Genomic DNA, 24,926 nt, shown 5'->3' on the forward strand with positions numbered 1-24,926 from the left:
CCGGCGGACGCGCCGTGAGTCGACGGCGATGCGCGGCCGAGTCGCGGCCGTTTCAACATCCATTTATCCTATGCCTCGGAACGGCGTACCATGAGCGAGAAGGTCGTCGTCGTCGGCGCCGGCTACGCCGGGGCGGGGACAGTCAAGTCGTTCGAAGACGAGATCGACCCGGGCGAGGCCGAACTCACCTGGGTGTCGGATCACAACTACCACCTCCTGCTCCACGAGGTCCACCGGTGTATCCGCAAACCCGAGGTGGAGTCGAAGGTGACGATCCCCGTCGAGGAGATCAAGGAGGACGACACCGAGTTCGTCCGCGACCGGGTCACCGGCGTCGACACCGACGACCGGTCGGTCGAACTCGCGGACGGCGAGGACATCGACTACGACTACCTCCTCGTCGCCGTCGGCTCCGAGACGGCCTTCTTCGGCATCGAGGGACTCGAAGAGCACGCGCTCACGCTCAAGAGCCTCGACGACGCCCGCGAGATCCACCAGCAGGTCGTCGACGCCGCCGCCGACGCCGACGAGGACGACCCCGCGCAGGTGATCGTCGGCGGCGCCGGCCTGTCGGGCATCCAGGCGGCCGGCGAGATCGCCGAACTCCGCGACGAGCGCGACTACCCGCTGGAGATCAAACTCGTCGAGGGTCTCGACCAGGTGTTCCCCGGGAACGACCCCCGGGTGCAGGGGTCGATCCGGAAGCACCTCCTCGACCACGACATCGAGATCCTCACCGGCGACTTCATCTCGAAGGCCGACGAGGACGCCGTCTACCTCGGTAGCGAGGACGACGACGACCGACTCGAACACGACGTGCTGCTGTGGACCGGCGGGATCACCGGCCGCGAGGAGTTCGCCGACACCGTCGACAGCGACGACCGCTCGAAGCGCCTGCTCGCCGAGTCGACGTTCGAGACCAGCGACGACCGCGTGTTCTCGCTGGGGGACTCCGCGCTGGTCGAACAGGACGACGAGGAGGTCGCGCCGCCGACCGCCCAGGCCGCCTGGCAGGCCGCGGAGGTCGCAGGGGAGAACCTCGCGCGCGCGCTCCGCGGCGCGCCGCTGAAGACGTGGACCCACACCGACAAGGGGACCGTCATCTCGGTCGGCGACGACGTCGTCGCCCACGACGTGCAGGGTATCCCGGTCAACACGTTCAGCGGTCCCATCGCCGAGACGCTGAAGAAGGGTATCGCCGCCCGCTGGATCGCCACCGTCTCGTCGCCTACGCGGGCGATCTCCGCCTGGAACGACATGTAAGCCGCCCCCGGTCGGGCGCCCCGACCGGGTCGGTCTCGGAGCCGTCCGTTCGCTTCCCCCGCCCGTCGGACCGACCGGTGTCGACGGCTCGTCTCGTCGGTCGGGTGCGTGCCCGGAGTCGACTGCGTCGGCCCGCGAGCGTCCGCGCGCCGACCCGTTCGGCTCAGTTCAGTGTTCGGGCTGGTCGGCGGGCGCTTTCATCCCGTCGAGTTTGAGGATGAGCACGCTCGACGTCTCGTCCTTCCCGTTGACGGTGCCGGTGATCTCCAGTTTCGACAGCGGCGTCGGGCCCACGACGACGGTGTCGCCCTCGTGGAAGTCGCGGACCGACCCCTGGAGGTGGATCTCCGCGCGACAGAGTTCGGGGTGGTGGACCGACGTGAGGTTGATCTCCTGGACGTTGACGTTGTCCAACTTCTCGCCCTCGTGCGACAGCGGCGTCGCCGCGGGTTCGTCGAGGCTCTGGAGGTCGAGCGCCTCGAACGCGTTCGCCGTCGGTTTGTACCCGCCCTTCGGGCCGGGGACGCCCTCGACCAACTGGAGCGCCTTCAGGCTCTGCATCTGGTTGCGGATCGTTCCGGGGTTGCGCCCCACGGCGTCCGCGATCCGCTCCCCCTTGACCGCGTCCTCGGTCTCGCGGTAGAGGTTCACGAGTTCGTTGAGGATCTTCCGCTGACTGTCCGTGAGTTCAATTGACGACATTTGCTATGTAGTTCCTCGCGTGCGCGCATAAATCCACGGTCCGGTACCCGTCCACGTGACTGGTCCACAGGTGTATGCCTATATATCCCTCCGTACGACGAACGCCGACCGTCCCGGCGGGCGGCGCTCGCCCGTCGCGGACGCCCCGAGCCGACCGATTCCGGGCGAGTCCGCCCCGACCGCTCACGGAGCGGCGGCCGACACGAGTTCGAACAGCGACGCTCCCGCCGTCACCAGCACCCGCTCCCCGACGAGCGCGAGGGCCGTCCCCCCGTCACCGGGGAACCCGACCGTCCACAGTTCCTCGCCGGTCCCGGCGTCGTAGCCCCGCACCGCCGTCGCGGGTGCGTCGGGTCCCGATCGAACGTCGCCGGCGACCACGAGTGTCCCGTCCCCGACGACCGGGTCGGAGGCGTACCACTCGGTGTCGTCGCGCCACACCTCCTCGCCGGTCGCGAGGTCGTAGCGCGCGACGACGCCGGCATCGAGACCGTCGACGCCGGCGGCGACGTAGCCGTTCCGACCGACGACGGCGGGCGTGGAGACGTCGGCCGCGCCGCGTTCGCCGAACGACTCGGGCTCCCAGAGCCGGTCGCCCGTCCCGGCGTCGAACGCTTCGAGCGTGGCGTCGAACAGTCCGTACGTCCCGACGACCAGTCGGCCGTCCGCGACCGCGGGCGGGTTGCCGTCCGCGCTCACCGGCGCGGTCGTCCAGAGCCGTTCGGGACCGGACGAGAGCCACCGCTCCGGCCCCACCCGCTCGGCGTAGGCGGCCGTCCCGCCGCGGCCCCCGACGGTGTAGAGACGCCCGTCCGCCAGTGCGGCCGTCTCCCCCTCGACTCCCCACTCCCGTCCGCCGTCGGGTTCGTACGCGAACAGGCCGTCGTTGACGGTGCCGACGTACGCCTCCTCGCGTCCGAGTGTCAGCCCCTCCGGGTAGCCGGGGACGGGGTACCGGTACGCCGCCTCGCGGCCGTCGTACCGAACCAGGTCCGTCTCCGACCCGTTCGAACGGAGCGCGTGGAGGTGGCCGTCGGGACCGAACCCGGCGAAGCGGGCCGCGAACTCCCCGTACGGGACGGCGCCGTCCCCCGCGTACGTGGCCAGCCGGGTGCCGAACACCGCGAGCCGGTCGGGTCCCGCGAGGGGGGAGAGGTACGGCGGGTCCGCCCCCTCGTGTGCGAGAGAGCCGAGTTTCCGCTTGTCGGGCGCCGCACGCGGCGGACTGGCGTGGGGGTTGTAGGCGGTGTTCGCGGCGTCGTAGCGGGCGAGCGGCCACGTCCCCCGTTCCGGCGTCCAGGCTCCGGTGTCGGCGTCTGACGCGCCCTCGACGGCTCGATACCCCCCGTATCCGACGGCCGCAGCGGCCGCGGCGCCGGCGACGACCCGTCGGCGTGTGATCGCGGGCACGGCTCCGGGTCACGCGTCCCACGGACAAGTAGTGGGGGGACGCGACGAGGGCGCCGCGGCGGCGTCACCCCGTCCGCGTCGTCCCGCCCCTCGCCACGAGCGGGGACCCGAAGCGGTGGGAGAGGACGGAACCGGCTCCTCGCGGCACGCACCCGGTATCGACCGGCGCGGCCGGTTCGCCCGCGTCGCTCACCCGGCGTCCGACCGCGCCCGCTCGACGTACTCGACGGAGACGGTGACCCGCCGGCCGGTCCGCTCCGCGACGGCGGCCGCGAACCGCTCGGGCAGGTCGGGAAACGACGCGTCGGGGGGTCGCGCCCGCCTGACGGTGACTTCCTCGGGACCCGACGAGAGACCCAGGTCGGTGAACTCGGCGTCGTCGAGCGCCTCGAACGCCCCGTCGCGCCCCCCGTCGTCGACCCGGAGGTGGACGATCCGCACGAGCAAGTGGTAATTCGCCGGACTCATACTCCCGTCCATCTCGCCCGCTCGCCCGAACCGGCACTCCTCCCGGGGCGGTCTCACTCCGGTAGCTCTTTGCGCTCGCTTCCGGACGAACGGGTGTGACCACGCTTCGACTCATCGGCGTTCCGACCGACTACGGACAGGGCCGGCGCGGGGTCGACATGGGTCCGTCGGCCATCCGCTACGGCGGGCTCGCGGACGGTCTCGCCGCCGCGAGCGTCGAGACCCGGGACGGGGGCGACCTGCCCGTCCCCCGCGCGGAGGAGCGCGACCCCGACGCCCACCGCCCCAGCCGGGGGAACGCGAAGTTCCTCCGCGAGACCGAGGAGGTGTGTACCCGCCTCGCCGACGAGACGGCCGACGCGCTCGCGGCCGGCGAGACGCCGCTCGTCCTCGGCGGCGACCACTCGGTCGCCATCGGCTCGCTCGGCGGGAGCGCACGCGACGCCGACGGCGTCGGCGCCATCTGGTTCGACGCCCACGGCGACTTCAACACGCCCGTCTCCTCGCCGTCGGGGAACGTCCACGGCATGCCGCTTGCGGCCGCGCTCGGCGTCGGCGAGTGGGCCGACGACGCCTACGGGTGGGCGCGCGCGCCGGGGCTCCGCGAGGAGAACACCGCCATCGTGGGCCTGCGGTCGATCGACGACGCCGAGCGGGAGGCCATCCGCGACAGCGACGTGACGGCGTACACCATGTCGGATATCGACGAGCGCGGCATCACCGACGTGGTCGAGGCGGCGCTGTCGGTCGCGGCCGACGGCGTCGACGGCGTCCACGTCAGCCTCGACATGGACTGGCTCGACCCGTCGCTCGCGCCCGGCGTCGGGACGCCCGTCCGCGGCGGCGTCACCTACCGGGAGGCGCACTACGCGATGGAGCGGGTGGCCGAGACGGACGCCGTCCGCTCGATGGAGGTGGTCGAGGTCAACCCGGTGCTCGACGAACACAACGAGACGGCCGAACTCGCGACCGAACTCGTCGCCAGCGCGTTCGGCAAGCGGGTGCTGTAGCCCCCGCCCCGACGGCACCGACCGTCGTTGACGCCGGGCGGACCCGCAGACCGCGGACGACCGGCCGGTGTGTACCCCCGCGACCGACCCGCGGTCCGCCGGCCGGCGGTGCGGGTCGACTCTCGGCCGACGCAGGCGCAACCCCCGATCTTTTCCGGGCGTCGGCTGTCGTGCCGACGTGCGTCTCGTCCACGTCTACGTCAACGACGACGAGCGACCCGCGGTCGAGCGGGTGCTCGAGGATCTCGATATCGACTACGCCGTCGTCGCCGACGAGGAGGACCGAACCAACCTCTTCCAGTTCCCGCTCCCGCAGGGAGCGGTTTCGGAGGTGTTCGAGGCGCTGCGGGACGTGGACATCCACGTCGAGGAGGACGCGTACGTCGTCCTCTCGGACGCCGAGACCGCGCTCACGTCCAACATCGACGAGCTACAGGAGCGGTACGCCGACTCGTACGTCCCGTTGCCCGCGTTCGAACTCCAGGCGAAGGCGCGGTCGATGAACATGGAGACGGTCTCGTACCTCTGGATGATCCTCTTGAGCACCGTCATCGCGACGGTCGGCCTCCTGATCGGTTCGCCCGCGGTCGTGGTCGGGTCGATGGTGCTCGCGCCGCTGGTCGGCCCGACGCTGACGGCGAGCGTCGGCGCGGTCACCGGCGACGGGGATATGTTCACCGCGAGCGTCCGCCAGCAACTGCGAGGGCTGGTCGTCGCGGTCGTTGGCGCGGTCATCACCGCGTTCGCCCTGCTGTACGCCGGGCTGGTCCCGTCGACGCTCGCGGTGACCTCGCTCGACCTGGTGACGGTCCGGCTGTCGCCGGGCGCGCTCGGCGTCCTCGTCGGGTTCGTCGCGGGTGCGGCCGCCGCGTTCGGGCTCACGACCGAGGGGCCGCTCTCCATCATCGGCGTCATGATCGCGGCGGCGCTCGTCCCCGCGGCGGGCGTCGCCGGCATCGGCGTCGCGTACGGCGAGCCGCTGCTCGCGCTCGGGACCGTGGTGCTGCTCGTGGTGTCGATACTCGCCATCAACCTCGGCGAGATGGTCACGCTGTTCTCGCTCGGCTACCGCGAACTCCCCCGGGTGGTCGGCGGCGACGACCGGGCTGACGACGACGACGGCGCGGCCGGCGCGGGCGACCCCAACCAGGGCGAGGGTGCGTCGGGCACCGCGAGGACGGTCGTCCTCGCGGTCGTCGTCCTCCTCGTGGCCGCGCCCGCGGTGGCGGCGACCGGCCAACAGGTCGTCCTCCAGCGGGACGTGACGACCGCGGTCGACGAGACGCTGACGCGGGACGCCTACGACGACGTCTCGGCCGTCGGCGTCTCCGCGGAGTACAGCTACCCCGTCGGGTTCGCGGCGACGCCAATCGTCACCGTGAGCGTCACGACGACGGAGAACACCTCGTCGTACCCCCGGCTCGCAGACCGGATCCAGCGGCGGGTGTACGAGCGCACCGGCCGCCGACCGACGGTCCGCGTCCAGTTCACCGGCTACCAGGAGGTCCGCGGGAACGAGACGCGGTGGTTCGGCTCGACCCTGCCGTCGGTCGGCGGCGGCGCGTCCGGGTCGGCGGGCGGCGTGCCCGCGTAGCCCGCGTCGGCCACCGGGCGACCCCGCCGCGAGCCGAAAAAATCGAGCGTCGTCGCGCCGTACTCCTCCCGGCCGGCGTGCTCGCGCCGACGCTGGCGGCGTCGGGTCTCCCCCTCGTGGCGCTCGGCGTCTTCACGGCGGTGGACGGCCGCTCGGGGTTCGGCGGCCCGGGTCGCTACTGACCCGGAACCCGACGCCGACGGGTCCGAGACCGCCGACCGCGTCTCACTCCCCGTCGTCGGTCCCGACGCGCGCCGCGGGCAACACGTCGACGGCGGCGACCTTGTCGCCGGCGTCTAAGTCCATCACGCGGACGCCCATCGTGTTCCGGCCGTACGTCGAGATGCCCTCGACGGGCGTCCGCAGGATCTGCCCCCCCTCGCTCAGCGCGAACAGGTGGTCGCCGTGGGTGACCGCCTCGACCGCACAGACCGGACCGTTCCGCTCGTTCGTCTTGATGTCGATCAGCCCCTTGCCGTTGCGCGACTGGACGCGGTACTCGTCGAGGTCGGTCCGCTTGCCGTAGCCGTTCTTCGTCACCGTCAACACCCAGTTGTGCTGGTCGGCGTCGATGGCGGCGACGCCCGCGACCCGGTCGTCGCCGGTCAACCGGACGCCGCGGACGCCGCGGGCGGACCGACCCATCGGGCGCACCTCCGACTCCGCAAAGCGGATCGCCATCCCGTCGCGGGTCCCCACCACGATGTGGTGGTCGCCGTGGGTCACCTCCACGTCCGCGAGCGCGTCGCCCTCCTCCAGTTTGATCGCGCGGATGCCCGTCGAGAGGATGTTGTCGAACGCCTCGCCCGCGGTCCGCTTGACGTAGCCGTCGCGCGTCACCATCGTGAGATACTCCTCGTCGTCGAGGTCGTCGCAGTTGACGACCGCGGTTATCTCCTCGCCGTCGTCCAAGTCGAGCACGTTCACCGCCGACTTGCCGCGGGCGGTGCGGCCCATCTCGGGCACCTGGTACGTCTTCAGCTGGTACACCTGCCCGTGGGTGGTGAAACACAGCAGGTAGTCGTGCGTCGACGCGAGGAACACCGACGACACCCGGTCGTCCTCCTTGAGGTCGGTGCCGATGATCCCCTTGCCGCCGCGGTTCTGCGCGCGGAACTCCGCCGCGGGCATCCGCTTGATGTAGTCGTCCTCGGTGACGACGACGACCGACTCCTCCTCGGGGATCAGGTCCTCGTGGGCGACGCTACCGGTGTCCTCGACGAACCCGGTCCGCCGGTCGTCGTCGTACTGCGCTTTGATCGCCTCTAGCTCCTCGGTGATCACCGACAGCAGCTCGGACTCCGAGCCGAGGATCTCCTCCAGTCGCTCGATCCGGGCGGTCACGTCGTCGTACTCCTCTTCGATCTCCGCCGACTCCATCGACGTGAGCGAACCCAACTGCATCCGGACGATGTGTTCCGACTGCGCCTCCGAGAAGTCGAACGCCTCCCGTAGCCGCGCCTTCGCGGCGTCGCGGTCCTCGCTTCCGCGTATCTCCTCGACCACGTCGTCGACGTTGTCGAGCGCCTTCAACCGCCCTTCGAGGATGTGCGCGCGGTCTTCGGCCTCGCCCAACTCGAACGCCGACCGCCGGGTGACGACCTCCTTGCGGTGGTCGATGTACTGTTCGAGCGTCTCCTTCAGCGAGAGCACGCGCGGCTGACCGTCGACGAGCGCGAGGTTGATCACGCCGAACGTGGACTCGAGGTGGTGTTCGAGCAACTGGTTTTTCACCACCTCCAGGTTCGCCCCGCGCTTGAGTTCGACCACGACCCGGACGCCCTCGCGGTCGGACTCGTCGCGGAGGTCGGAGATACCCTCGATGACGCCCTCGTTGACGTCCTCGGCGATGCGTTCGACCAGCCGGGCCTTGTTCTCCTGGTAGGGGAGCTCGGTGATGACGATCCGCTCGCGGCCGTTGTCGTACTCCTCGACGTCGAACTCCGCGCGCACGCGGAGCCGACCCCGACCCGACGAGTACGCCTTCCGGACCGCGTTCCGCCCGACGATGTTCGCACCCGTCGGGAAGTCCGGCCCCTTGACGTGTTCCATCAGGTCCGCCAGGTCGCAGTCGGGGTTCTCTATCACCTCGATCGTAGCGTCGATGACCTCGCCGAGGTTGTGCGGCGGGACCTTCGTCGACATGCCGACGGCGATGCCCGTCGACCCGTTGACGAGCAGGTTGGGGTACGCCGCCGGGAGCACGTCCGGCTCCTCCAGCCGGTCGTCGTAGTTCGACGAGAAGTCGACGGTGTCCTTCTCGATGTCCGCGAGCAACTCCCCGGCGATGGGCGCCATCCGCGCCTCCGTGTACCGCATCGCGGCCGCGGGGTCGCCGTCCATCGACCCGAAGTTGCCTTGGCCGTCGATCAGCGGGTAGCGCATCGAGAACTCCTGGGCCATCCCCACGAGCGTGTCGTAGATGGCGGAGTCGCCGTGGGGGTGGTAGTCACCCATCGTCTCGCCGACGACCGACGACGACTTCCGGTGGGTGGTGTTCGAGGTGACGCCCATCTCGTGCATCGCGTAGAGGATGCGCCGGTGGACGGGTTTGAGACCGTCGCGGACGTCCGGGAGCGCCCGACCCGCGATGACCGACATCGCGTAGTCGATGTACGACTGTTCCATCTCGTCTTCGATGCGGACGCGCTCGACTTGCGCCGCGCGTACGTCTTCGGGGTCGACGGGTACGTCTGAACTCATCGTGGATACCTCACTGTCTCAGATGTCCACCCAGTCCGCCTCGGGGGCGTGGTCCTTGATGAACTGTTTGCGCGGCTCGACCGAGTCGCCCATCAGCACGTTGAACATGCGATCGGCGGCCGCCGCGTCCTCGATGTTGATCTGTTTGAGAATGCGCTCGTCGGGGTCCATCGTCGTGTCCCACAGCTGTTCGGGGTTCATCTCGCCCAACCCCTTGAACCGCTGGACCTGCGTGGGACTGCCGCCACACTCCTCGTCGACGATCCGGTCGCGGTCGGCCTCCGTCATCGCGTCGTACGTCTGGCCGCCACAGCGCACGCGGTACAGCGGCGGCTTCGTCGCGTACACGTACCCCGCCTCCAACAGTGGGCGCATGTGGCGATAGAAGAACGTCAACAGGAGCGTCCGGATGTGCGCGCCGTCGACGTCGGCGTCGGTCGCCATGATGATCTTCTGGTAGCGCGCGTCGTCGATGTCGAACTCGTCGCCGATGCCCGTCCCGATGGCGGTGACGATGTTGCGGATCTGGTCGTTCTGTAAGACGCGGTCCAGCCGGTGTTTCTCGACGTTCAACACCTTCCCGCGGATCGGGAGCACCGCCTGGTTCGTGGGGTTGCGCGCCTGTTTCGTCGACCCGCCCGCGGAGTCGCCCTCGACGATGAACAGTTCGGCCTCCTCGGGGTCGCGCGACTGACAGTCCGCGAGCTTCCCGGGCAGCGCCGTCGAGTCGAGCGCCGACTTCCGCCGGGTCAGCTCCTCGGCCTCCTTCGCCGCCTTCCGCGCGCGGGCGGCCTCTGCGGCCTTGCTCACGATGGCCGTCGCGGTGTCGGGGTGCTCCTCGAAGAACGTCCCCAGTCCCTCGTGGACCGCCGACTCGACGACGCCGCGCACCTCGCTGTTGCCGAGTTTGGTCTTGGTCTGCCCCTCGAACTGCGGGTCGGGGTGTTTGATCGAGATGACCGCCGTCAGCCCCTCGCGTACGTCCTCGCCCTTGAGGTTGCCGTCGAGGTCGTCGGCCAACCCGTTGTCGTTGGCGTAGTCGTTGACGACGCGCGTGAGCGCGGTCTTGAACCCGGTGAGGTGGCTCCCGCCCTCGCGGGTGTTGATGTTGTTGGCGAACGCGTGGACCGACCCCTGTAGCTCGTCGGTCGCCTGCATCGCCACCTCGACGTGGACCACGCCGTCGCCCACCCGCTCGTCGTCCTCGAAGTAGATGACGTCGCGGTGGAGCGGCGTGCGCGTCTCGTTGAGGTAGGCGACGAACTCGCGGATGCCGCCCTCGTACGCGAACGTCTCGGAGGACCCGTCGCGTTCGTCCGCGAGCGTGATCGCGACGCCGGGGTTGAGGAACGCGAGTTCGCGCAGCCGGTTGGCCAGCGTGTCGAACGCGAACTCCGTCTCCTCGAAGATGTCGTCGTCGGGCCAGAACCGTATCTCCGTGCCCGTCTCCTCGTCCGCCTCCACGTCGCGGACCCGCTCGAACCCATCGGGGTCCGGCTCACCCCCCGCGAACCGGTGTCGCCAGACGCCGCCGTCGCGTTTCACCTCCACGTCGAGGCGACCGCTGAGCGCGTTCACCACCGAGACGCCGACGCCGTGGAGCCCTCCCGACACCTGGTAGGACTTGTTGTCGAACTTCCCGCCCGCGTGGAGGACGGTCATGATGACCTCCAGTGCGGGGCGGTCGTACTGTTCGTGCGTGTCTACCGGGATCCCCCGGCCGTCGTCGCGAACCGACACCGACCCGTCGTCGTGGATGGTCACCTCGATGGTGTCACAGTGGCCCGCGAGCGCCTCGTCGATCGAGTTGTCGACGACCTCGTAGACGAGATGGTGGAGACCGCGTGAATCCGTAGAGCCGATATACATCGCCGGGCGCTTCCTGACTGCCTGGAGGCCCTCCAGAACCTGGATCTGCCCGGCACCGTACTCGTTCTCCCCTGAATCTGACATAGGAACCTTACCCAGTCTAGCTCGGCCCCATGTATAAACTCCACGCACGCGCGCGTAGCGTGGACGCTCACGTCACTCTCTCGCGGTCGTGCGCGCGTCCCACACGCGCGCACGGCCGGTCGCCCTCGCCGGATCGCGGCGGGGGTGCCGCTTCACTTCCACCCCGCTGAGGACACCGTTTTAAGCACCCGCCCGGTAGGGTGCCGTACCAGAATGACGTCGTTCCAGTCGACGCTCGGCGAGGAGGAGGGGATCGCGGACGAACTGGCGGCGAGCCAGCGGGAGATCTCCATCGCCGAGTTCTTCGAGAAGAACAAGCACATGCTCGGGTTCGACTCGGGCGCGAGGGGGTTGGTCACCGCGGTCAAGGAGGCGGTCGACAACGCCCTCGACGCCTGCGAGGAGGCGGGGATCCCGCCGGACATCTACGTCGAGATCCGCGAGGCGGGCGACTACTACCGGCTGGTCGTCGAGGACAACGGTCCGGGGATCACGCGCGAACAGCTCCCGAAGGTGTTCGGGAAGCTGCTGTACGGCTCGCGGTTCCACGCCCGCGAGCAGAGCCGCGGCCAGCAGGGGATCGGCATCTCCGCGGCGGTGCTGTACTCCCAGCTCACCTCGGGCAAGCCCGCGAAGATCACCTCCCGGCCGAAGGGGGAGAGCCAGGCGCAGTACTTCGAGCTGATCATCGACACCGACAGCAACGAACCCGAGATCAAGGCCGACGAACCTACCTCGTGGGACCGGTCGCACGGCACCCGGATCGAGGTGGAGATGGAGGCGAACATGCGCGCGCGGGCGCAACTGCACGACTACATCAAACACACCGCGGTCGTCAACCCCCACGCCCGGCTCGAACTCCGCGAACCCGGGACGGAGGAGCCGCTGAAGTTCGAGCGCGGCACCGACCAGCTCCCCGCGGAGACCTCCGAGATCCGCCCGCACCCCCACGGGGTCGAACTCGGCACGCTGATCAAGATGCTCGAATCCACCGAGTCGTACTCGGTGTCGGGGTTCCTCCAAGAGGAGTTCACCCGCGTCGGCAAGAAGACCGCCGACAAGGTGCTCGACGCCTTCCGCGACCGCTACTTCGGCCGCGAGATGGCGTGGGCGACCCCCGACTCGCTCGACGCCGAGGCGGTCGTCACGGCGGCCGTCTCGGGGAAGGGGAGCGACGCGACCGAGACGTTCGCGGGGCGGGTCGCCGAGGCGCTCGACTCGGCGGGTCGCCTCGCCCACCACGAACTCGTCCGCCTCGTCGCCGACGCCGCCGAGACGGCACAGGAGTCGACGGGCAAGACGTTCGGCGACACCGTCCGCGCCAACACCGTCGACGCCGTCTGGACCGGGATGACCGCCGCCCGCGTCGACGCGGCGGGCCGGCGGGTCGACGCGGACGACGACGCCGAGGCCGACGACGCCGAGTCCGTGCTCCGCGCGCCGCTCGTGGCCCTTGTCGACGACGCCACCAGCAGCCAGAAGGACGACGCGGTGGTCACGGGGCTGGCCGAGCGGCTCGCCGCCGACGTCGCGGGGCTCGACGACTCGCGCCACCGGCTGACCCGCGCGCGACTCGACCGGCTGGTCGACGACGCCGCAGACCGGATGGTCGAGTTCGACGAGGTGACGTTCGGCGACACCGCCCGCGAGAACGTCGCCGACGCGCTGTGGACGCGGATGGCGACCGTCCCGGACGACGTGCCGAACGTGAGCGAGGTGGCCGGCGACCGCGACACCGCCTCGTCGCTACTGGAGGCGATGCGCGGGACGGACATCCTCGCGCCCCCGACCGACTGTCTCGCGCCGATCACCGCCGAACTCGTCGAGGCCGGCCTCCGCAAGGAGTACGACGCCGACTTCTACGCCGCCGCGACCCGCGACGCCGAGGTCCACGGCGGCGACCCGTTCATCGTCGAGGCGGGCATCGCCTACGGCGGCGACCTGCCCGCCGAGGGACAGGTCGACCTGCTCCGGTTCGCCAACCGCGTCCCGCTGGTCTACCAGCGGGGGGCGTGTGCGACGACGGACGTGGTGAAGTCCATCGGCTGGCGCAACTACGGGCTCGACCAGCCCGGCGGGTCGGGGATGCCCAACGGTCCCGCGGTGATCATGGTCCACGTCGCGTCGACGAACGTCCCGTTCACCAGCGAGTCGAAGGACGCGCTCGCGAACATCCCCGCGATCGAAGACGAGATCGAACTCGCGATCCGCGAGGCGGCCCGCGAGCTGAAGAGCTACCTCAACAAGCGGCGGTCGATGCAGAAGCGCCGCGAGAAACAGGACGTGCTCGGGCGCATCCTCCCCGAGATGGCCGACAAGGTGTCGGCGGTCTGCGGGCGCGACCGCCCGGACATCGACGGCGCGCTCGCGCGGATCATGAACAACGTCAGCGTCGAACGCGAGTACGACGAGGGGGCCGTCCGGCTGGTCGTGGAGAACCACTCCGACCGGACCGAGGAACTCGACGTGACCGACATCGTCTCGGTCGAACCCGCCGACGTCCCCGACGACGCCGAGGTGGTCGACCTCGACGGCGAGTGGTTCGTCAAGTGGACGCCGTCGGTGAGCGGCGGCGACGAGGCGGTGTTGGAGTACCGGGTGTCGGACTCGGACGACGCCGAGTTCGACGTGAACGTCGACGGCGTCGAGACGGAGAAGCTCACGGTGAACGCCTGATGCCGAGGAGAACGAGCGAATGAGCGACACGCAACAACAGAACACGGCACGACTCGACGAGGAGGAGGCGCGGAGACAGCTGCTGGAACTCGCCGAGGAGTTCTACGACCAGTTCGAGGCGGGCGACATCCCCGAGATGACGCTCCCCACGCGGACGAAGAGCAACATCGTCTTCGACGAGGAGGCCGGCGTGTGGGTGTACGGCGACCGCACCTCCACGCGGTCGGCCAACTCCGTCCGCGGGGCGCGGAAGCTGCTGAAGGCGGTGTACGCCGTCGAGTTCCTCGCCCAACAGCTCGACGAGGACCGCTCGTCGACGCTGCGGGAACTGTACTACCTCAGCGAGTCGTGGGACTCCGAGGAGGCGCAGTTCACCAGCCAGGACGAGTCGAACCAGCTGATCGAGGACTTGGAGATCGTCTCGGGCGTCACCCGCGAGGACTTCCACATGCGGCCGGAGGAGTCGGGCGCGAAGGTGATGGGACCGCTCCTGCTCCGCGAGCAGACCCGCCGGGGGGACCGCGAGATCCACTGTCAGGACGACGTGGGCCAGGGCGGCTACCAGATCCCCAACAACCCGGACACGATCGAGTTCCTCGACAACGACGCCGAGTTCGTCCTCTGTGTCGAGACCGGCGGGATGCGCGACCGACTGGTCGAAAACGGGTTCGACGCCGACCGCGACGCCATCGTCGTCCACCTCGGCGGCCAGCCCGCCCGGGCGACCCGCCGGCTGACCAAACGCCTCCACGACGAACTCGACCTCCCCGTGGTGGTGTTCTGCGACGGCGACCCCTGGAGCTACCGCATCTTCGGCTCCGTCGCGTACGGCTCGATCAAGTCCGCACACCTCTCGGAGTACCTCGCGACCCCCGAGGCGCGGTACGTCGGCATCCGCCCGCAGGACATCGTCGACTACGACCTGCCGACCGACCCGCTCAGCGACTCGGACGTGAACGCCCTCGAATCCGAGCTGGAGGACCCCCGGTTCAAGTCGGAGTTCTGGACCGAGCAGATCGAACTCCAACTTGACATCGACAAGAAGGCTGAACAGCAGGCGCTCGCCTCCCAGGGGCTTGACTTCGTGACCGACACCTACCTCCCCGAACGGCTCGGCGAGATGGGCGTGCTGTGAATCGGTCGTAACGCGTCCCCACCGGCCCGACGGGGTCGGCTCCGACCGGCTCCGTCGTCCTCTTCTTCGGTCTCCGTCGGTCGGTTTCCCGCCTCGACTCGCGGCTCCATCAGCCACTCAGCCCATCAGCCGTTCGAGCTCCCGTTCCACGTCCGGTTCGCGTTCGCCCTCGCCCGTCTCGCCCGCCCCGTCGCCGTCCGAGCGGTCCGCGGCGCACGCCCGGCAGTAGACGTTCTCGCCCTCGCGGTACGTCCGGAGGGGGAGCCCCCCGGCGTACAGCCGGTCGTCGAACTGCCGGCGCACGCCCGTGTGGACCCGGTCGCCGCACGCCGCGCACGGTTCGGGCGGGTTCCGAACCGGCTCCTCGCTCACGGTCCGTTCGCGGCCGAACGTCGAGGCCGACTTCCGCTCCTCGCCGTCGGGGAGCGCGAGCACCAGCAGCATCGGCACCAACAGCGCGACCAGCGCGACCGCTCCGAGGGCGACCCCGACGGTGAGCGACCCGGTGAGGAGGAACGCCACCAGCGCGGCCGCCCCGCTCGCGACGCCGCCGGCGAGGACGGCCCCCGCAAGCAGGAGTTTTCCGCGCAGGTCGCCGTCGCGGTCGGGGTACGACAGTTCGGTGCCGTCGGCGCGAACCTCCCGGCGGGGCGCGCCCACCGTGTAGCGGTAGGCCGCGTAGACGACGTTGAGCACGCCGCCGCTGACCAGAAACAGGCCGACGTGCGGGAGGACCGAACCGAACCCGCGCTTGCGGAGCACGACTCGGTCGCCGTGGTCCGCCTCGGTCTCCCAGCCGGCGACCTCCAGGTCCTGGACGCGCCGCCGGAGCCACGCCCGGTCGGCGTCGCCGGGTTCCGCCGAGTCGGCCTCGGTGCCACACTGCGAGCAGAAGGCGTCCCCCGGCGAGAGCCGCGCCCCGCACGCCGAACAGTGCGTCGGCGACGCGGCCGCCCCGGGGTCGGAGGTGGAGGGCGTCATACGCCGAAATGGTCTCCGGTCGACCAAGAAGCTTGCGCGCCGCTCACGCCGCCCGTCCCGTCCGGTCGGACCTCCACCCGACTCGCCCGTTCTCCCGGTCGCATCGCCGACCCCGACCGTCCGGTCGCCGTCCGAGCGGTCCGCTACCGGCTCACTGGTTCGGCCCGCGTTCGTCGAGCGCGACCGGGACCGACCGCCGCGCGACGTCGACCGCGAACCCCGCCGAGTCGGCTTCGAGGAAGTCGAGCGTGTTGTAGTGGATCGGAACCACCAGGTCGGGGTCCATCCGCTCGGCCAGGTCGGCGGCCTCGTCGGCGTTCATGCAGACCGACCCGGAGATGTTGGCGAGGAACAGCGACACGTCGAGTTCGGCGAACGCGTCGAGCGCGTCCGAGTCGCCCGGCCAGAAGGCCGAGGTGCCGCCGAGCACCAGCCGGTAGCCCACGCCCGACCCCTTCGGGTGGGGGACGCTCCCGTCGTCGTCCGCGTGCGGCCCGTCCGCCTCGTTGTACGCGGGCACCGACCAGACGTCGACCGTCCCGTCCGGCGTCGCGACCGACAGGTGGTCCTCCTCGCCGACCCGCACCACCTCGAACGGGAGGTCGTCGACCGGCGTCAGGTCGCGGTCGATGGAGCCGGCGTCGACGCCCTCGTAGACGACGACCGTCGCGTCCTCGCCCGCGACGCGTTCGACGCCGTCGGAGTCGTAGTGGTGGTCGTGGGTGACACAGACCAGGTCGGCGTCCTCCGGTCGGTGGTCCGTCGCGCGGGGGTGGGCGGCTTCCTTGGGGTTGCCGCCGCCCGGCGGGGTCCACTCGCCCGTGAGCACGCCGTACCGGCCGGGGTCGACGTACGCGACCAGCCCCTCCGCCGTCTCCAGTCGCGCGGTCGCGTAGCCGAACCACTCCACCGTCAGGTCGTCGTGACGAACCGTCATACCGGGACTGTGCGCGCCGTCCGCTTAATCCCCCGCCTCCGGGTCGGGTACGACGGGTCCCACAGGGCAGTACAGCTACAGGTACCGCTCCGCGAGCGGGCCGGCGGCGAACGCCGCGGCGAACCCGAACAGCACGGTGGTGACCGCGGCGAGTCGGAGCACGAGACCGGTCGACCCGCCGCCGGCGACGTAGCCGACGGTGGCGACGAACGCGACGGCGAAGGCGGCGGCGAAGACGACCGGCAGCGGGTGGTCGACGACGGTCCGGCGGACGTCCATGTCCGGCCGTGCGCCCGGCCGGGGGAAGTGCCTTCCGCCATCATCGCGCGCACCCATCTCACCTTCCCGCTTTCGCTCACCGCGACCGAACTCTCACCCGGCGTCGGCCAGCCGGTCGACCCGTTCGAGCGTGTCGGCGTCGCCCGGCGCCTTGTCCTCGCGGACGCCGAGGAAGCGCGGGAACCGCAGCGCGTACCCCGACGAGTAGGTGGGCGAGCGCTGTATCTCCTCGTACCCCACCTCGAAGACGACCGCCGGCCGTATCGCCACCTCGGTGCCCGACTCGCGGACGACGTGCGGCTCCAGCAGGTCGGTCAACTCCGCCAGCTCCTCGTCCGTGATGCCGGTCGCCACCTTCCCGATGGTCTCGTACTCGGGGTCGCCCCTCCCCTCGACCCGCGCCGACAGCAGGAACGTCCCGAGGTAGGTCGCGCGGCGGCCCTCGCCCCACTCCGCGCCGGTGACCACGAGGTCGAGCGTCTCCACGTCGGGCTTGCGCTTGAGCCAGTTCCGCCCGCGCCGTCCGGGCGAGTACGTCGAGTCGGGCCGCTTGAGCATCACGCCCTCGTGGCCCGCCTCCAGGGCGTCGGTCTCGAACGCCGCTATCTCGTCGGGGTCGTCGGAGACCAGCAGGTCGGACACCCCGGTGTCGAGTACGTCCCTCAGCCGGTCGTGGCGTTCGGTCAGCGGCGTATCGAGGAGGTCCTCCCCCGCCGCGTGCAGGCAGTCGAACGCCCGGAGTTCGACCGCGACCTCCTCGCGCATCCGATCCACGTCGTGTTTCCGGCGGAACCGCCGGAGCACCTCCTGAAACGGGAGCGGACGGCCGTCGTCGCCGACCGCGACCGCCTCGCCGTCGACGATAGCGGGCGCCGACAGTTCACGCTCGGCGTGTTCGACCAGTTCCGGCAGCGCGTCGGTCACGTCCTCCATGTTCCGCGAGAACACCGACGCCGACTCGCCGTCGTAGTGGAGTTGGACTCGCGCGCCGTCGTACTTGGTCTCGACCGCCGCGGCGTCCCAGCCGTCGAGCGCGTCGGCGACGGTGCCCGCCTGCGCGAGCATCGCCCGCACCGGCCGGCCCACCTCCAGCGAGACGGACCGCAACCCCGCGACCCCCTCCTCGCGTGCGAGTTCCGCCACCCGACCGTAGTCGTTCGTCACCTGGAGCGCGCGCTCGACCGCCGCGACGAGTTCGGCGGTGTCGTCGCCGGTCTCACGCTCTCGCTCACCCTCGCTCTCGTCGCCGTCGGCGGACTCGTCCTCCGGGCCGCGCTCCCCGTCGCCGTCTCCGTCGTCCCCTCGCTCGTCGTCGTCCGCCTCGGTCCCCGCGTCGTCCTCCCGCTTTTCGTCGTCTTTCTCGCCTCGTTCGTCGACGGGCGTCGTCGTCTCCGCGCCGAGGAACGCCGCGGCGGTCGCGTCCCGGACGGTGCCGCCGCCGACGCCGATCCGCATCTCGCCGAGGAGCAGCCGCGCGAGGTACTTGGCCTCCGCGGGGCTCGCGCGGTTGAACAGCCCGAACAGCGTGTCCCGGCGGGTGGCCTCGCTCCCCTCGCCGGTCGCGGCCGCCACCGCCGCGAGCGAGTCGGCCACCCCGCGGACGGTGAGGTCGCCGCCCGCGCCACCGTCGCCGTCGCTCCCGCCGGCGAACGCCGACAGCCCGGTCTGGCCGCCGAACTCGTAGTTCGCGGCGACCGCGCCTATCTCGCCGGTGTCGGCCAGTCGCGCCTCCACGTCCGAGACGCTCACGTTCCTCCCGGCCGCGCGGGCGATGGCCTCGTAACACAGCGCCGGCCCGACCGACAGCTTCCGGCTGTCCCACCCGGCGAACACCTCCCCCCGGAGGAACCGCGCCACCACCGGGAGCTCGTCGCCCGCGTCGGCCAGCAGGTCGGCCACGAGCGCGACCGTCCCGAGGTCGCTCCCCTCGGCTTCGAGTTCGTCCGCCCGCTCGGCGAACGCCGCGAAATCCATACCCGGGGCTGGACCGGCGCCGCGAATAAGTCCGCCGACTCGTCGACTCGACGGGTCGCTGGAGTGCCGGCACGCCGGACGGCCGGACCGCTGGGTCGTCGACGCCCCGACCCGCCGCCCGCGGGCCCGCCGGACCGCCGCTCCCCGCCCTCGACCCGTCGGCGGCGCGACCCGTCGACCGCGGGTGACCCGCCCGCCGTCGGGCTCCCCTCGCGCGTTCGTCGCCGGACTCACCGCCACCCAACGGGTTGAAGGGGCGGCGGGGCGACGCCGCGGGTATGACCGAAGGCGACGGGGAGCTCGTGGGGCGGGTGAACGACGTGCTGGCGGTCGACGCCGAGGAGTTCCGTCACCGCGCGGCGGTCGACGCCGAGACGGTGAAGGACGAACTCCGCGCGGGGACGTTCGACAACCACCAGTCGATCGTCGGGCTGGAGTACGAGTTCTACGCCGTCTCGGAGGGCCGGTGGCGCGACGACGAGGCGGAGGCGTACACGCTGTGTCGGGTCCCGCGGCGACTGCTCGAACTCATCGGCTTCGAGAAGGAACTCGGCCTCCACAACGCCGAGATGACGACCAGCCCCCAGCCGTTCAACCCGGACGGGCTCCGCGCGCAGGCCGCCGAGGTGCGCGCCCGCCTGACCGCCGCCCTCGACACGACCGCCGCCGAGGGGATGCGCCTGGTCTCCGACGGCATGTGGACCATCCCGCCGGCGGGCGAGACCGCCCGCGGCTACCTCGTCGACTCCGTGAACGACGACGGCGTCCGGGTCGCGACCAACATGAGCGACGCCGTCCGGTATCACGCCATGGCCAACGGGCCGTGGGCCGGCGACCGGTTCGCGGTCGACGACCCCCACGTCGACCTGTCGGCGGAGACGGTGATGCCCGAGAGCCTCATCACCTCGATCCAGCCCCACTACCAGGCGCCCCACGCCGCGGACCTCCCCCTCTATCACGACCTCGCGCTGCGGGTCGCGGGGCCGCTGCTCGCACTCGGGGTCAACTCCCCCTTCTACCCGCCCGACCTCTACGACGAGGGGGTCGACCCCGAGACCGTCCTGCGGGAGGGTCGCCACGAGAACCGGGTCGCGGTGTTCGAGTCGGTGCTCGGCGGCGAGGAGGACGCGACCCCGAAGGTGTCGTTCCCCGACGACCTCGACTCCGTCGAGGCGGCGGTCGACCGCATCGCCGCCGACCCCACGGTCGTCCCGATGCCCGTCGAGGAGGGCGACCGGTTCGACGACGCGTTCGGGACGCTCCGCCGGAAACACGGCACCTACTGGCGGTGGGTCCGCCCGGTGTTCGGCGGCGCGACGCGGTCGGCCGCCAACGCCCGCATCGAGTTCCGTCCGATCCCCGCCCAGCCGACGGTCCGCGACTCGGTCGCGTTTCTCGCGGCGTTCGCGGGGCTGATGGAGAGCATGGCGCGGCGCCGCCACCCGGTCGCCGACCTCCCCTGGACGGTCGCAGAGGAGAACTTCTACGCCGCGGTCGAAGACGGGGTCGACGCCGACCTCCGGTGGATCGCGACCGACGGCGCCGAGACCACCGACACCGACGCCCTGTTCGACGACCTGCTCGCGCACGCCGAGGCGGGACTGGAGGACGCGGGCTGTTCGGAGACCGAGGCGGAACGCTACCTCGAACCGCTCCGCTACCGCGCGAACGAGCGGGTCACCCCCGCGGGGTGGAAGCGCCGGGAGGTGCGCGACCGTCTCGACGACGGCGCGTCGTTCGCCGACGCCGTCGAGTCGATGCAGCGGCGCTACATCGACGAGCAAGCCGAGACGCTGGTCGACGGTCAGTTCGCCGACTGGTAGTCCGTTCGCGGTAGTCGGTTCGCCGACCGGTAGTCGCCGCGGAGACGAGTCCCGACCTGATACTGGTCGCCGCTCGCGCGAGCGCCCGCGACGGCGCGAACGAGGCGGACGGACCCGTCGCTCGTCGACGCGGAAAACGGGTGAGAACGGCGGCCGACGCCGGCCCGGACGACCGGGCTACTCCTCGTCGATGAAGTCGCCGAAGTCCTTGTGCTGGGTGATCTCGACGCCGTCGGCCGTGACGACGCACATGTTGAGACCGTTGCCGGACGCGAGGTCGCGCTCGACCGCCGACTTGATCGACCGGGCGGCGAGCGTCTTCGCCTCGTCGACGCTCAGTTCGTCGTCGTACTCCTGTTCGAGCACCCCGAGCGCGTACTGGCTACCCGACCCGGTGACGGTGTACTCCTCCTCGCTCATCCCGCCGGCGGGGTCGATCGAGTAGACGTGCGGGCCGGTGTCGTCGACGCCGCCGAGGATGGGCTGGACGATGTAGAACGCGCCCGACCGGAGGAGGTTGCCGGTGAGCGTCGACAGCGCCTGCATGCTCATCTCATTGCCCCGGCGAGCCTCGTAGAGGTTGGTCTCCACCTGCAGCGTCTGGATCAGGTTCTGGGCGGCCGACACCGCGCCCGCGATGGTGAGCGCACCCGTCGGGTGGACCTCCTCGACCTTCTGGACGTCCTTCGAGGAGACCATGTTGCCGAGGGAGGCCCGCATGTCCGTCGCGAGCACGACCGAGTCGCCGGCGCGGATGCCGACGGTCGTCGTCCCCGTCTTCATCGCCTCGCCGTCCTCGAGTTGCTGTGCGCGCTGGTCGGCGTTCGGGAACTCCCCCAGTTCCGGGCCGAAGATCGTCTCGTCGCCACGAAGCGGGTCGGAGTCGGCGATATCGCTCGATGGTCGCATTGACGCGGGCTAGGAGTCCGCCGCTGATAAAGCCACCCTTTCGGGAACCCGCGCCGGTCCGTCGTCTACCGGTCGGCGGCGTCGGAGTCGCCGGCGTTCGTCGCGTCCGCGTACGCCCGACGGACGCGTTCGACCGCTCCCCCCATGGGGAGCGACAGCCCCACCCGGTGGGTGGCGAGCGCCAGGGGGAACAGCAGGATGCCGAGGAGTACGGTCGTCTGGTGGAGGGCGAACAGGCCGATGCGTTGAGCCGAGTGCGTCGCGGTCATTACCGTACCCTGCCTGCGCCACCGTCGATGTATATGCTTTCCGGTCCGGCCGAAAACGGTACCCCGTCGGAGTACGGCGATTTCTGTTACCGCGTTACGATCAGTTACAAATTCGGCCGCGGCGCCGCGACCGCCGGCACATCGGGAACGGCGACCCGGATGCTCGCCATAACTTACGGCGAAGGGTCGGGTGGCGTCCGCGTTCCCACGTCGTGTCGGCCGCGCTCGTCGGGCGGCGGCGCGTCGACCGGTTCGACCACGGGCGGGCCGCACTCGGGCGCGCGAACCACAAGGTCGAAACCCCGGGGTCCCCCCATCACCCGTATGAGCAACTATCTCGTCGCGTTGGAAGCGGCGTGGCTGGTGCGCGACGTCGAGGACATCGACGACGCCATTGGCGTCGCGGTCAGCGAGGCGGGCAGACGACTCAACGAGACCGACAAGGAGTACGTCGACGTCGAGGTGGGCGCGACGCCGTGCCCCGCCTGCGGCGAGCCGTTCGACTCGGCGTTCATCGCCGCCAGCACCGCGCTGGTCGGTCTCGTCTTGGAGATAGAGGTGTTCAACGCCGAGGGCGACGAACACGCCTCCCGCATCGCCAAGAGCGAGGTCGGGGGAGCGCTCCGGGACGTTCCGCTCGACGTGATCGAGGTCATCCAGACCGAGGAGGACGACGAGGAGGCCTGAGCGGCGCGTTCGGCCGGTGTCGAAAGCTTTTCGGATAACTCGAAGTAATGGCGTCGCATGGAACTGCCGACGCCGCAGGACCTGCGGGAACGCCGCACGTCCCTCGACCTCACGCAGGCCGAACTCGCCGACCGGGCGGACGTCTCCCAACCGCTGATCGCGCGCATCGAGGGCGGCGACGTGGACCCGCGGCTGTCGACGCTCCGACGGATCGTCGAGGCGCTCGACGAGGTGGAAGGCGGGGTCGTCCGCGCGCGCGACCTGATGCACGAGGAGACGATCAGCGTCGCGCCCGACGACTCCGTCCGCGCCGCCGTCGAGACGATGGACGCCGAGGCGTACTCCCAGCTTCCGGTGTTACAGAACGGTATCCCCGTCGGCTCCATCTCCCAGTCCGACGTGATCCACGCGGGGGAGGACGCCGCGGACCTCCCCGTGAGCGAGGTGATGAGCGAGTCGTTCCCGACCGTCGGGCCGGAGGCGACCGTCGACGAGATACGGAACCTGCTCGACCACTACAAGGCCGTGATGGTGACCGACGGCGGCGAGGCCGTCGGCATCATCACCGAGGCGGACCTGGCGGCGCAACTCTCCTGAGTCGCGGCCGACCGACCGGTCGCGCCGTGTGTGTCCGTCGGCGTCGCCGTCTCGCCGTCACCGGCTGGCGGCGACGAGGCGTACGGGGACGGGCGGGAGCCGGACTCAGAGGCTGTTCTTGAGCTTCTCGAAGAACCCCTCGTTCACGTCGACCTCCTCGCCGCCGGCCTCCGCGAACGCTTCGAGCGCCTCCCGCTGGTCGGCGTTGAGTTCCTCGGGCGTGACGACGTGGACCTCGACGAACAGGTCGCCCCGTCCCCGGCGGCGTAGGCGGGGCATCCCCTTCCCCGACAGCCGGAACGTCTCGCCGCTCTGGGTGCCCGCGGGCACCTCGAACTCGACGGTGCCGTCGATGGCCTCCAGTTCGACGGTCGCGCCGAACGTCGCCTGCGGGAACGAGACGGCCCGGTTCAATCGGAGGTCCGCCCCGTCGCGTTCGAACCGGTCGTCCGACTCGACGCGCACGTCGATCAGCAGGTCGCCGTCGCGCGCGCCGGGTTCGCCGGGCGCCCCCTCCCCTTCCATCCGGAGGGTCTGGCCGTCCTGGATCCCCGCGGGGATGTCGACGGTGAGCGTCGCCTCCTCGCGCGTGACGCCCGACCCGTCACACCGCGCACACTCCTCGGAGTAGAGTTCGCCCTCGCCCTCACACCGGGGGCACGCCTGCGTCTGCTGGACGCGCCCGAGCGGCGTCTGCTGGACCTGCGTCACCTGTCCCTGGCCGTTACACTCCGGGCAGGTTCGCACGTCGGCGTCGGGCGGGTGGCCCGAGCCGTCGCAGTCGGGACACCGCGTCGGCCGCGCGGCGGTGAACTCCTTGGTCACGCCCTCGAACGCCTCCTCCAGGTCGATGTGGAGGTTCGTCCGGAGGTCCTTCCCCGGGCGGGGACCGCCGCGGCCGCCGCCCGCGCCGCCGCCGAAGAACTGCTCGAAGATGTCGCCGAGACCGCCGCCACCGCCCATCCCCCCCATGCCGCCCGCGCCGCCGAACGGGTCGCCCTGCCCGCCCATCCCGCCCGCGCCGCCGCCGACGCCGCCGCGCTTCTCCGCCCGTTCGTACTGGTCGTGACCCATCTGGTCGTACGCCTGCCGCGTCTCGTCGTCGGTGAGGACCTCCTTCGCCTTCTTCACCTTCTTGAACTTCTCCTCCGCGTCCGGGTCGTCGCTGACGTCTGGGTGGTACTCGGTCGCCTTCTGGCGGTACGCCTGTTTGATCTCCTCTTCGTCGGCGTCGCGTGAAACCCCGAGTACGTCGTAGAAGTCCTCGCTCATACTGGTCTTGTGTTCGGTACGTCGCTGCGACTATTTCAATCGCGTGGCTCGGAATCCGCGCCGAGACGCTCGTCGGCCGTCCCCGGACGGTCCGCCGGCGCGTCACGGACGGCGACGCGACTCGGCGGCCGTCTCGACCGAACCCGCCGCAGCGAACGACGGACCCGTTCGGGCCTGGACCCGGTCAGGACGACGACTGCTCGTCGTCGTCCTCGTCGTCGACGTCCTCGAAGTCGGCGTCGACGTACTCGTCGTCGTCGGCCTCGCTCTGGCCGGCCTGGCCG

General features: G+C 70.7%; 20 protein-coding genes. 8 read left to right on the forward strand and 12 right to left on the reverse strand.

The genetic code is table 11. The features are described from left to right. The first annotated feature begins 90 nt into the window (after window positions 1-90). Entirely contained in the window at window positions 91-1,263 is a 1,173-nt protein-coding gene (locus K933_RS07690) for an NAD(P)/FAD-dependent oxidoreductase (protein WP_023394138.1), read from the forward strand. A 168-nt stretch (window positions 1,264-1,431) separates the two neighbouring features. On the opposite strand, the gene K933_RS07695 is transcribed toward K933_RS07690, so the two are convergent. The 3 genes from K933_RS07695 to K933_RS07705 form a co-directional block, all read right to left on the reverse strand. Then, window positions 1,432-1,965, reverse strand: a complete 534-nt coding sequence (locus K933_RS07695) for an HTH domain-containing protein (RefSeq protein ID WP_023394139.1) — start codon at window positions 1,963-1,965, stop codon at window positions 1,432-1,434. Window positions 1,966-2,148: 183 nt separating this feature from the next. Beyond that, window positions 2,149-3,375, reverse strand: coding sequence for an outer membrane protein assembly factor BamB family protein (locus K933_RS07700; protein WP_023394140.1), 1,227 nt, complete (start codon window positions 3,373-3,375; stop codon window positions 2,149-2,151). 189 nt (window positions 3,376-3,564) lie between these two features. Further along, on the reverse strand, window positions 3,565-3,843 hold the full coding sequence (locus K933_RS07705) for a hypothetical protein (RefSeq protein ID WP_152529778.1): 279 nt from the start codon (window positions 3,841-3,843) through the stop codon (window positions 3,565-3,567). 95 nt (window positions 3,844-3,938) lie between these two features. On the opposite strand from K933_RS07705, the gene rocF reads away from it, so the two are divergent. Beyond that, the gene (gene rocF, locus K933_RS07710) at window positions 3,939-4,853 is read left to right on the forward strand and encodes an arginase (RefSeq protein ID WP_023394142.1); all 915 of its coding nucleotides are present in this window, start codon (window positions 3,939-3,941) and stop codon (window positions 4,851-4,853) included. A gap of 178 nt (window positions 4,854-5,031) precedes the next feature. Next, window positions 5,032-6,447: a DUF389 domain-containing protein gene (locus tag K933_RS07715; RefSeq protein WP_023394143.1), complete on the forward strand. Its 1,416-nt coding sequence runs from the start codon at window positions 5,032-5,034 to the stop codon at window positions 6,445-6,447. A 225-nt stretch (window positions 6,448-6,672) separates the two neighbouring features. On the opposite strand, the gene gyrA is transcribed toward K933_RS07715, so the two are convergent. Then, window positions 6,673-9,150, reverse strand: coding sequence for a DNA gyrase subunit A (gene gyrA, locus K933_RS07720; protein WP_023394144.1), 2,478 nt, complete (start codon window positions 9,148-9,150; stop codon window positions 6,673-6,675). 18 nt (window positions 9,151-9,168) lie between these two features. Next, window positions 9,169-11,103 (reverse strand): DNA topoisomerase (ATP-hydrolyzing) subunit B, encoded by a 1,935-nt coding sequence (gyrB, locus tag K933_RS07725; RefSeq protein WP_049947699.1) that lies wholly within the window; start codon window positions 11,101-11,103, stop codon window positions 9,169-9,171. Between the two features lie 213 nt (window positions 11,104-11,316). Between gyrB and K933_RS07730 the strand changes: the two genes are divergently transcribed. Both K933_RS07730 and K933_RS07735 read left to right on the forward strand, forming a co-directional pair. After that, complete coding sequence (locus K933_RS07730; protein WP_023394146.1) at window positions 11,317-13,779, forward strand: DNA topoisomerase VI subunit B; 2,463 nt, start codon at window positions 11,317-11,319, stop codon at window positions 13,777-13,779. A 19-nt stretch (window positions 13,780-13,798) separates the two neighbouring features. Continuing rightward, window positions 13,799-14,914 carry a DNA topoisomerase IV subunit A gene (locus K933_RS07735; protein WP_023394147.1) on the forward strand — a complete coding sequence of 372 codons (1,116 nt, stop codon included), beginning with the start codon at window positions 13,799-13,801 and terminating at the stop codon, window positions 14,912-14,914. Between the two features lie 117 nt (window positions 14,915-15,031). Here the strand turns inward: K933_RS07735 and K933_RS07740 are convergent, their stop codons facing one another. The 4 genes from K933_RS07740 to ligA form a co-directional block, all read right to left on the reverse strand. Next, window positions 15,032-15,895, reverse strand: coding sequence for a zinc ribbon domain-containing protein (locus K933_RS07740; protein ID WP_023394148.1), 864 nt, complete (start codon window positions 15,893-15,895; stop codon window positions 15,032-15,034). Between the two features lie 151 nt (window positions 15,896-16,046). Next, window positions 16,047-16,832 (reverse strand): MBL fold metallo-hydrolase, encoded by a 786-nt coding sequence (locus K933_RS07745; RefSeq protein ID WP_023394149.1) that lies wholly within the window; start codon window positions 16,830-16,832, stop codon window positions 16,047-16,049. 75 nt (window positions 16,833-16,907) lie between these two features. Next, window positions 16,908-17,111, reverse strand: coding sequence for a hypothetical protein (locus K933_RS07750; RefSeq protein WP_023394150.1), 204 nt, complete (start codon window positions 17,109-17,111; stop codon window positions 16,908-16,910). A gap of 93 nt (window positions 17,112-17,204) precedes the next feature. Beyond that, on the reverse strand, window positions 17,205-19,085 hold the full coding sequence (ligA, locus tag K933_RS07755) for an ATP-dependent DNA ligase LigA (protein ID WP_023394151.1): 1,881 nt from the start codon (window positions 19,083-19,085) through the stop codon (window positions 17,205-17,207). Window positions 19,086-19,363: 278 nt separating this feature from the next. Between ligA and K933_RS07760 the strand changes: the two genes are divergently transcribed. Beyond that, the gene (locus tag K933_RS07760) at window positions 19,364-20,908 is read left to right on the forward strand and encodes a hypothetical protein (RefSeq protein WP_023394152.1); all 1,545 of its coding nucleotides are present in this window, start codon (window positions 19,364-19,366) and stop codon (window positions 20,906-20,908) included. A 177-nt stretch (window positions 20,909-21,085) separates the two neighbouring features. Here the strand turns inward: K933_RS07760 and psmB are convergent, their stop codons facing one another. Continuing rightward, a complete protein-coding gene (gene psmB / locus K933_RS07765) occupies window positions 21,086-21,817 on the reverse strand; it encodes an archaeal proteasome endopeptidase complex subunit beta (protein WP_023394153.1) in 732 nt (243 codons plus the stop codon). Window positions 21,818-21,882: 65 nt separating this feature from the next. Continuing rightward, a complete protein-coding gene (locus K933_RS07770; RefSeq protein ID WP_023394154.1) occupies window positions 21,883-22,086 on the reverse strand; it encodes a hypothetical protein in 204 nt (67 codons plus the stop codon). Window positions 22,087-22,410: 324 nt separating this feature from the next. Between K933_RS07770 and K933_RS07775 the strand changes: the two genes are divergently transcribed. Then, window positions 22,411-22,773 (forward strand): DUF555 domain-containing protein, encoded by a 363-nt coding sequence (locus K933_RS07775; RefSeq protein WP_023394155.1) that lies wholly within the window; start codon window positions 22,411-22,413, stop codon window positions 22,771-22,773. 57 nt (window positions 22,774-22,830) lie between these two features. Continuing rightward, complete coding sequence (locus tag K933_RS07780) at window positions 22,831-23,370, forward strand: CBS domain-containing protein (RefSeq protein WP_023394156.1); 540 nt, start codon at window positions 22,831-22,833, stop codon at window positions 23,368-23,370. A 105-nt stretch (window positions 23,371-23,475) separates the two neighbouring features. On the opposite strand, the gene dnaJ is transcribed toward K933_RS07780, so the two are convergent. Beyond that, on the reverse strand, window positions 23,476-24,642 hold the full coding sequence (gene dnaJ / locus K933_RS07785) for a molecular chaperone DnaJ (protein WP_023394157.1): 1,167 nt from the start codon (window positions 24,640-24,642) through the stop codon (window positions 23,476-23,478). Window positions 24,643-24,926: the final 284 nt, after the last annotated feature.

It is taken from the genome of Candidatus Halobonum tyrrellensis G22 (assembly GCF_000495475.1).
Lineage (GTDB): Archaea > Halobacteriota > Halobacteria > Halobacteriales > Haloferacaceae > Halobonum > Halobonum tyrrellense.

Excerpts from the sequence above, each read along its gene's own strand:
- K933_RS07690 (WP_023394138.1), top strand. The coding sequence starts at position 91 with ATGAGCGAGAAGGTCGTCGTCGTCGGCGCCGGCTACGCCGGGGCGGGG.
- K933_RS07695 (WP_023394139.1), bottom strand. The coding sequence starts at position 1,965 with ATGTCGTCAATTGAACTCACGGACAGTCAGCGGAAGATCCTCAACGAA.
- K933_RS07705 (WP_152529778.1), bottom strand. The coding sequence starts at position 3,843 with ATGAGTCCGGCGAATTACCACTTGCTCGTGCGGATCGTCCACCTCCGG.
- gyrA (WP_023394144.1), bottom strand. The coding sequence starts at position 9,150 with ATGAGTTCAGACGTACCCGTCGACCCCGAAGACGTACGCGCGGCGCAA.
- gyrB (WP_049947699.1), bottom strand. The coding sequence starts at position 11,103 with ATGTCAGATTCAGGGGAGAACGAGTACGGTGCCGGGCAGATCCAGGTT.
- K933_RS07730 (WP_023394146.1), top strand. The coding sequence starts at position 11,317 with ATGACGTCGTTCCAGTCGACGCTCGGCGAGGAGGAGGGGATCGCGGAC.
- K933_RS07735 (WP_023394147.1), top strand. The coding sequence starts at position 13,799 with ATGAGCGACACGCAACAACAGAACACGGCACGACTCGACGAGGAGGAG.
- K933_RS07740 (WP_023394148.1), bottom strand. The coding sequence starts at position 15,895 with ATGACGCCCTCCACCTCCGACCCCGGGGCGGCCGCGTCGCCGACGCAC.
- K933_RS07745 (WP_023394149.1), bottom strand. The coding sequence starts at position 16,832 with ATGACGGTTCGTCACGACGACCTGACGGTGGAGTGGTTCGGCTACGCG.
- K933_RS07750 (WP_023394150.1), bottom strand. The coding sequence starts at position 17,111 with ATGGACGTCCGCCGGACCGTCGTCGACCACCCGCTGCCGGTCGTCTTC.
- ligA (WP_023394151.1), bottom strand. The coding sequence starts at position 19,085 with ATGGATTTCGCGGCGTTCGCCGAGCGGGCGGACGAACTCGAAGCCGAG.
- K933_RS07760 (WP_023394152.1), top strand. The coding sequence starts at position 19,364 with ATGACCGAAGGCGACGGGGAGCTCGTGGGGCGGGTGAACGACGTGCTG.
- psmB (WP_023394153.1), bottom strand. The coding sequence starts at position 21,817 with ATGCGACCATCGAGCGATATCGCCGACTCCGACCCGCTTCGTGGCGAC.
- K933_RS07770 (WP_023394154.1), bottom strand. The coding sequence starts at position 22,086 with ATGACCGCGACGCACTCGGCTCAACGCATCGGCCTGTTCGCCCTCCAC.
- K933_RS07775 (WP_023394155.1), top strand. The coding sequence starts at position 22,411 with ATGAGCAACTATCTCGTCGCGTTGGAAGCGGCGTGGCTGGTGCGCGAC.
- K933_RS07780 (WP_023394156.1), top strand. The coding sequence starts at position 22,831 with ATGGAACTGCCGACGCCGCAGGACCTGCGGGAACGCCGCACGTCCCTC.
- dnaJ (WP_023394157.1), bottom strand. The coding sequence starts at position 24,642 with ATGAGCGAGGACTTCTACGACGTACTCGGGGTTTCACGCGACGCCGAC.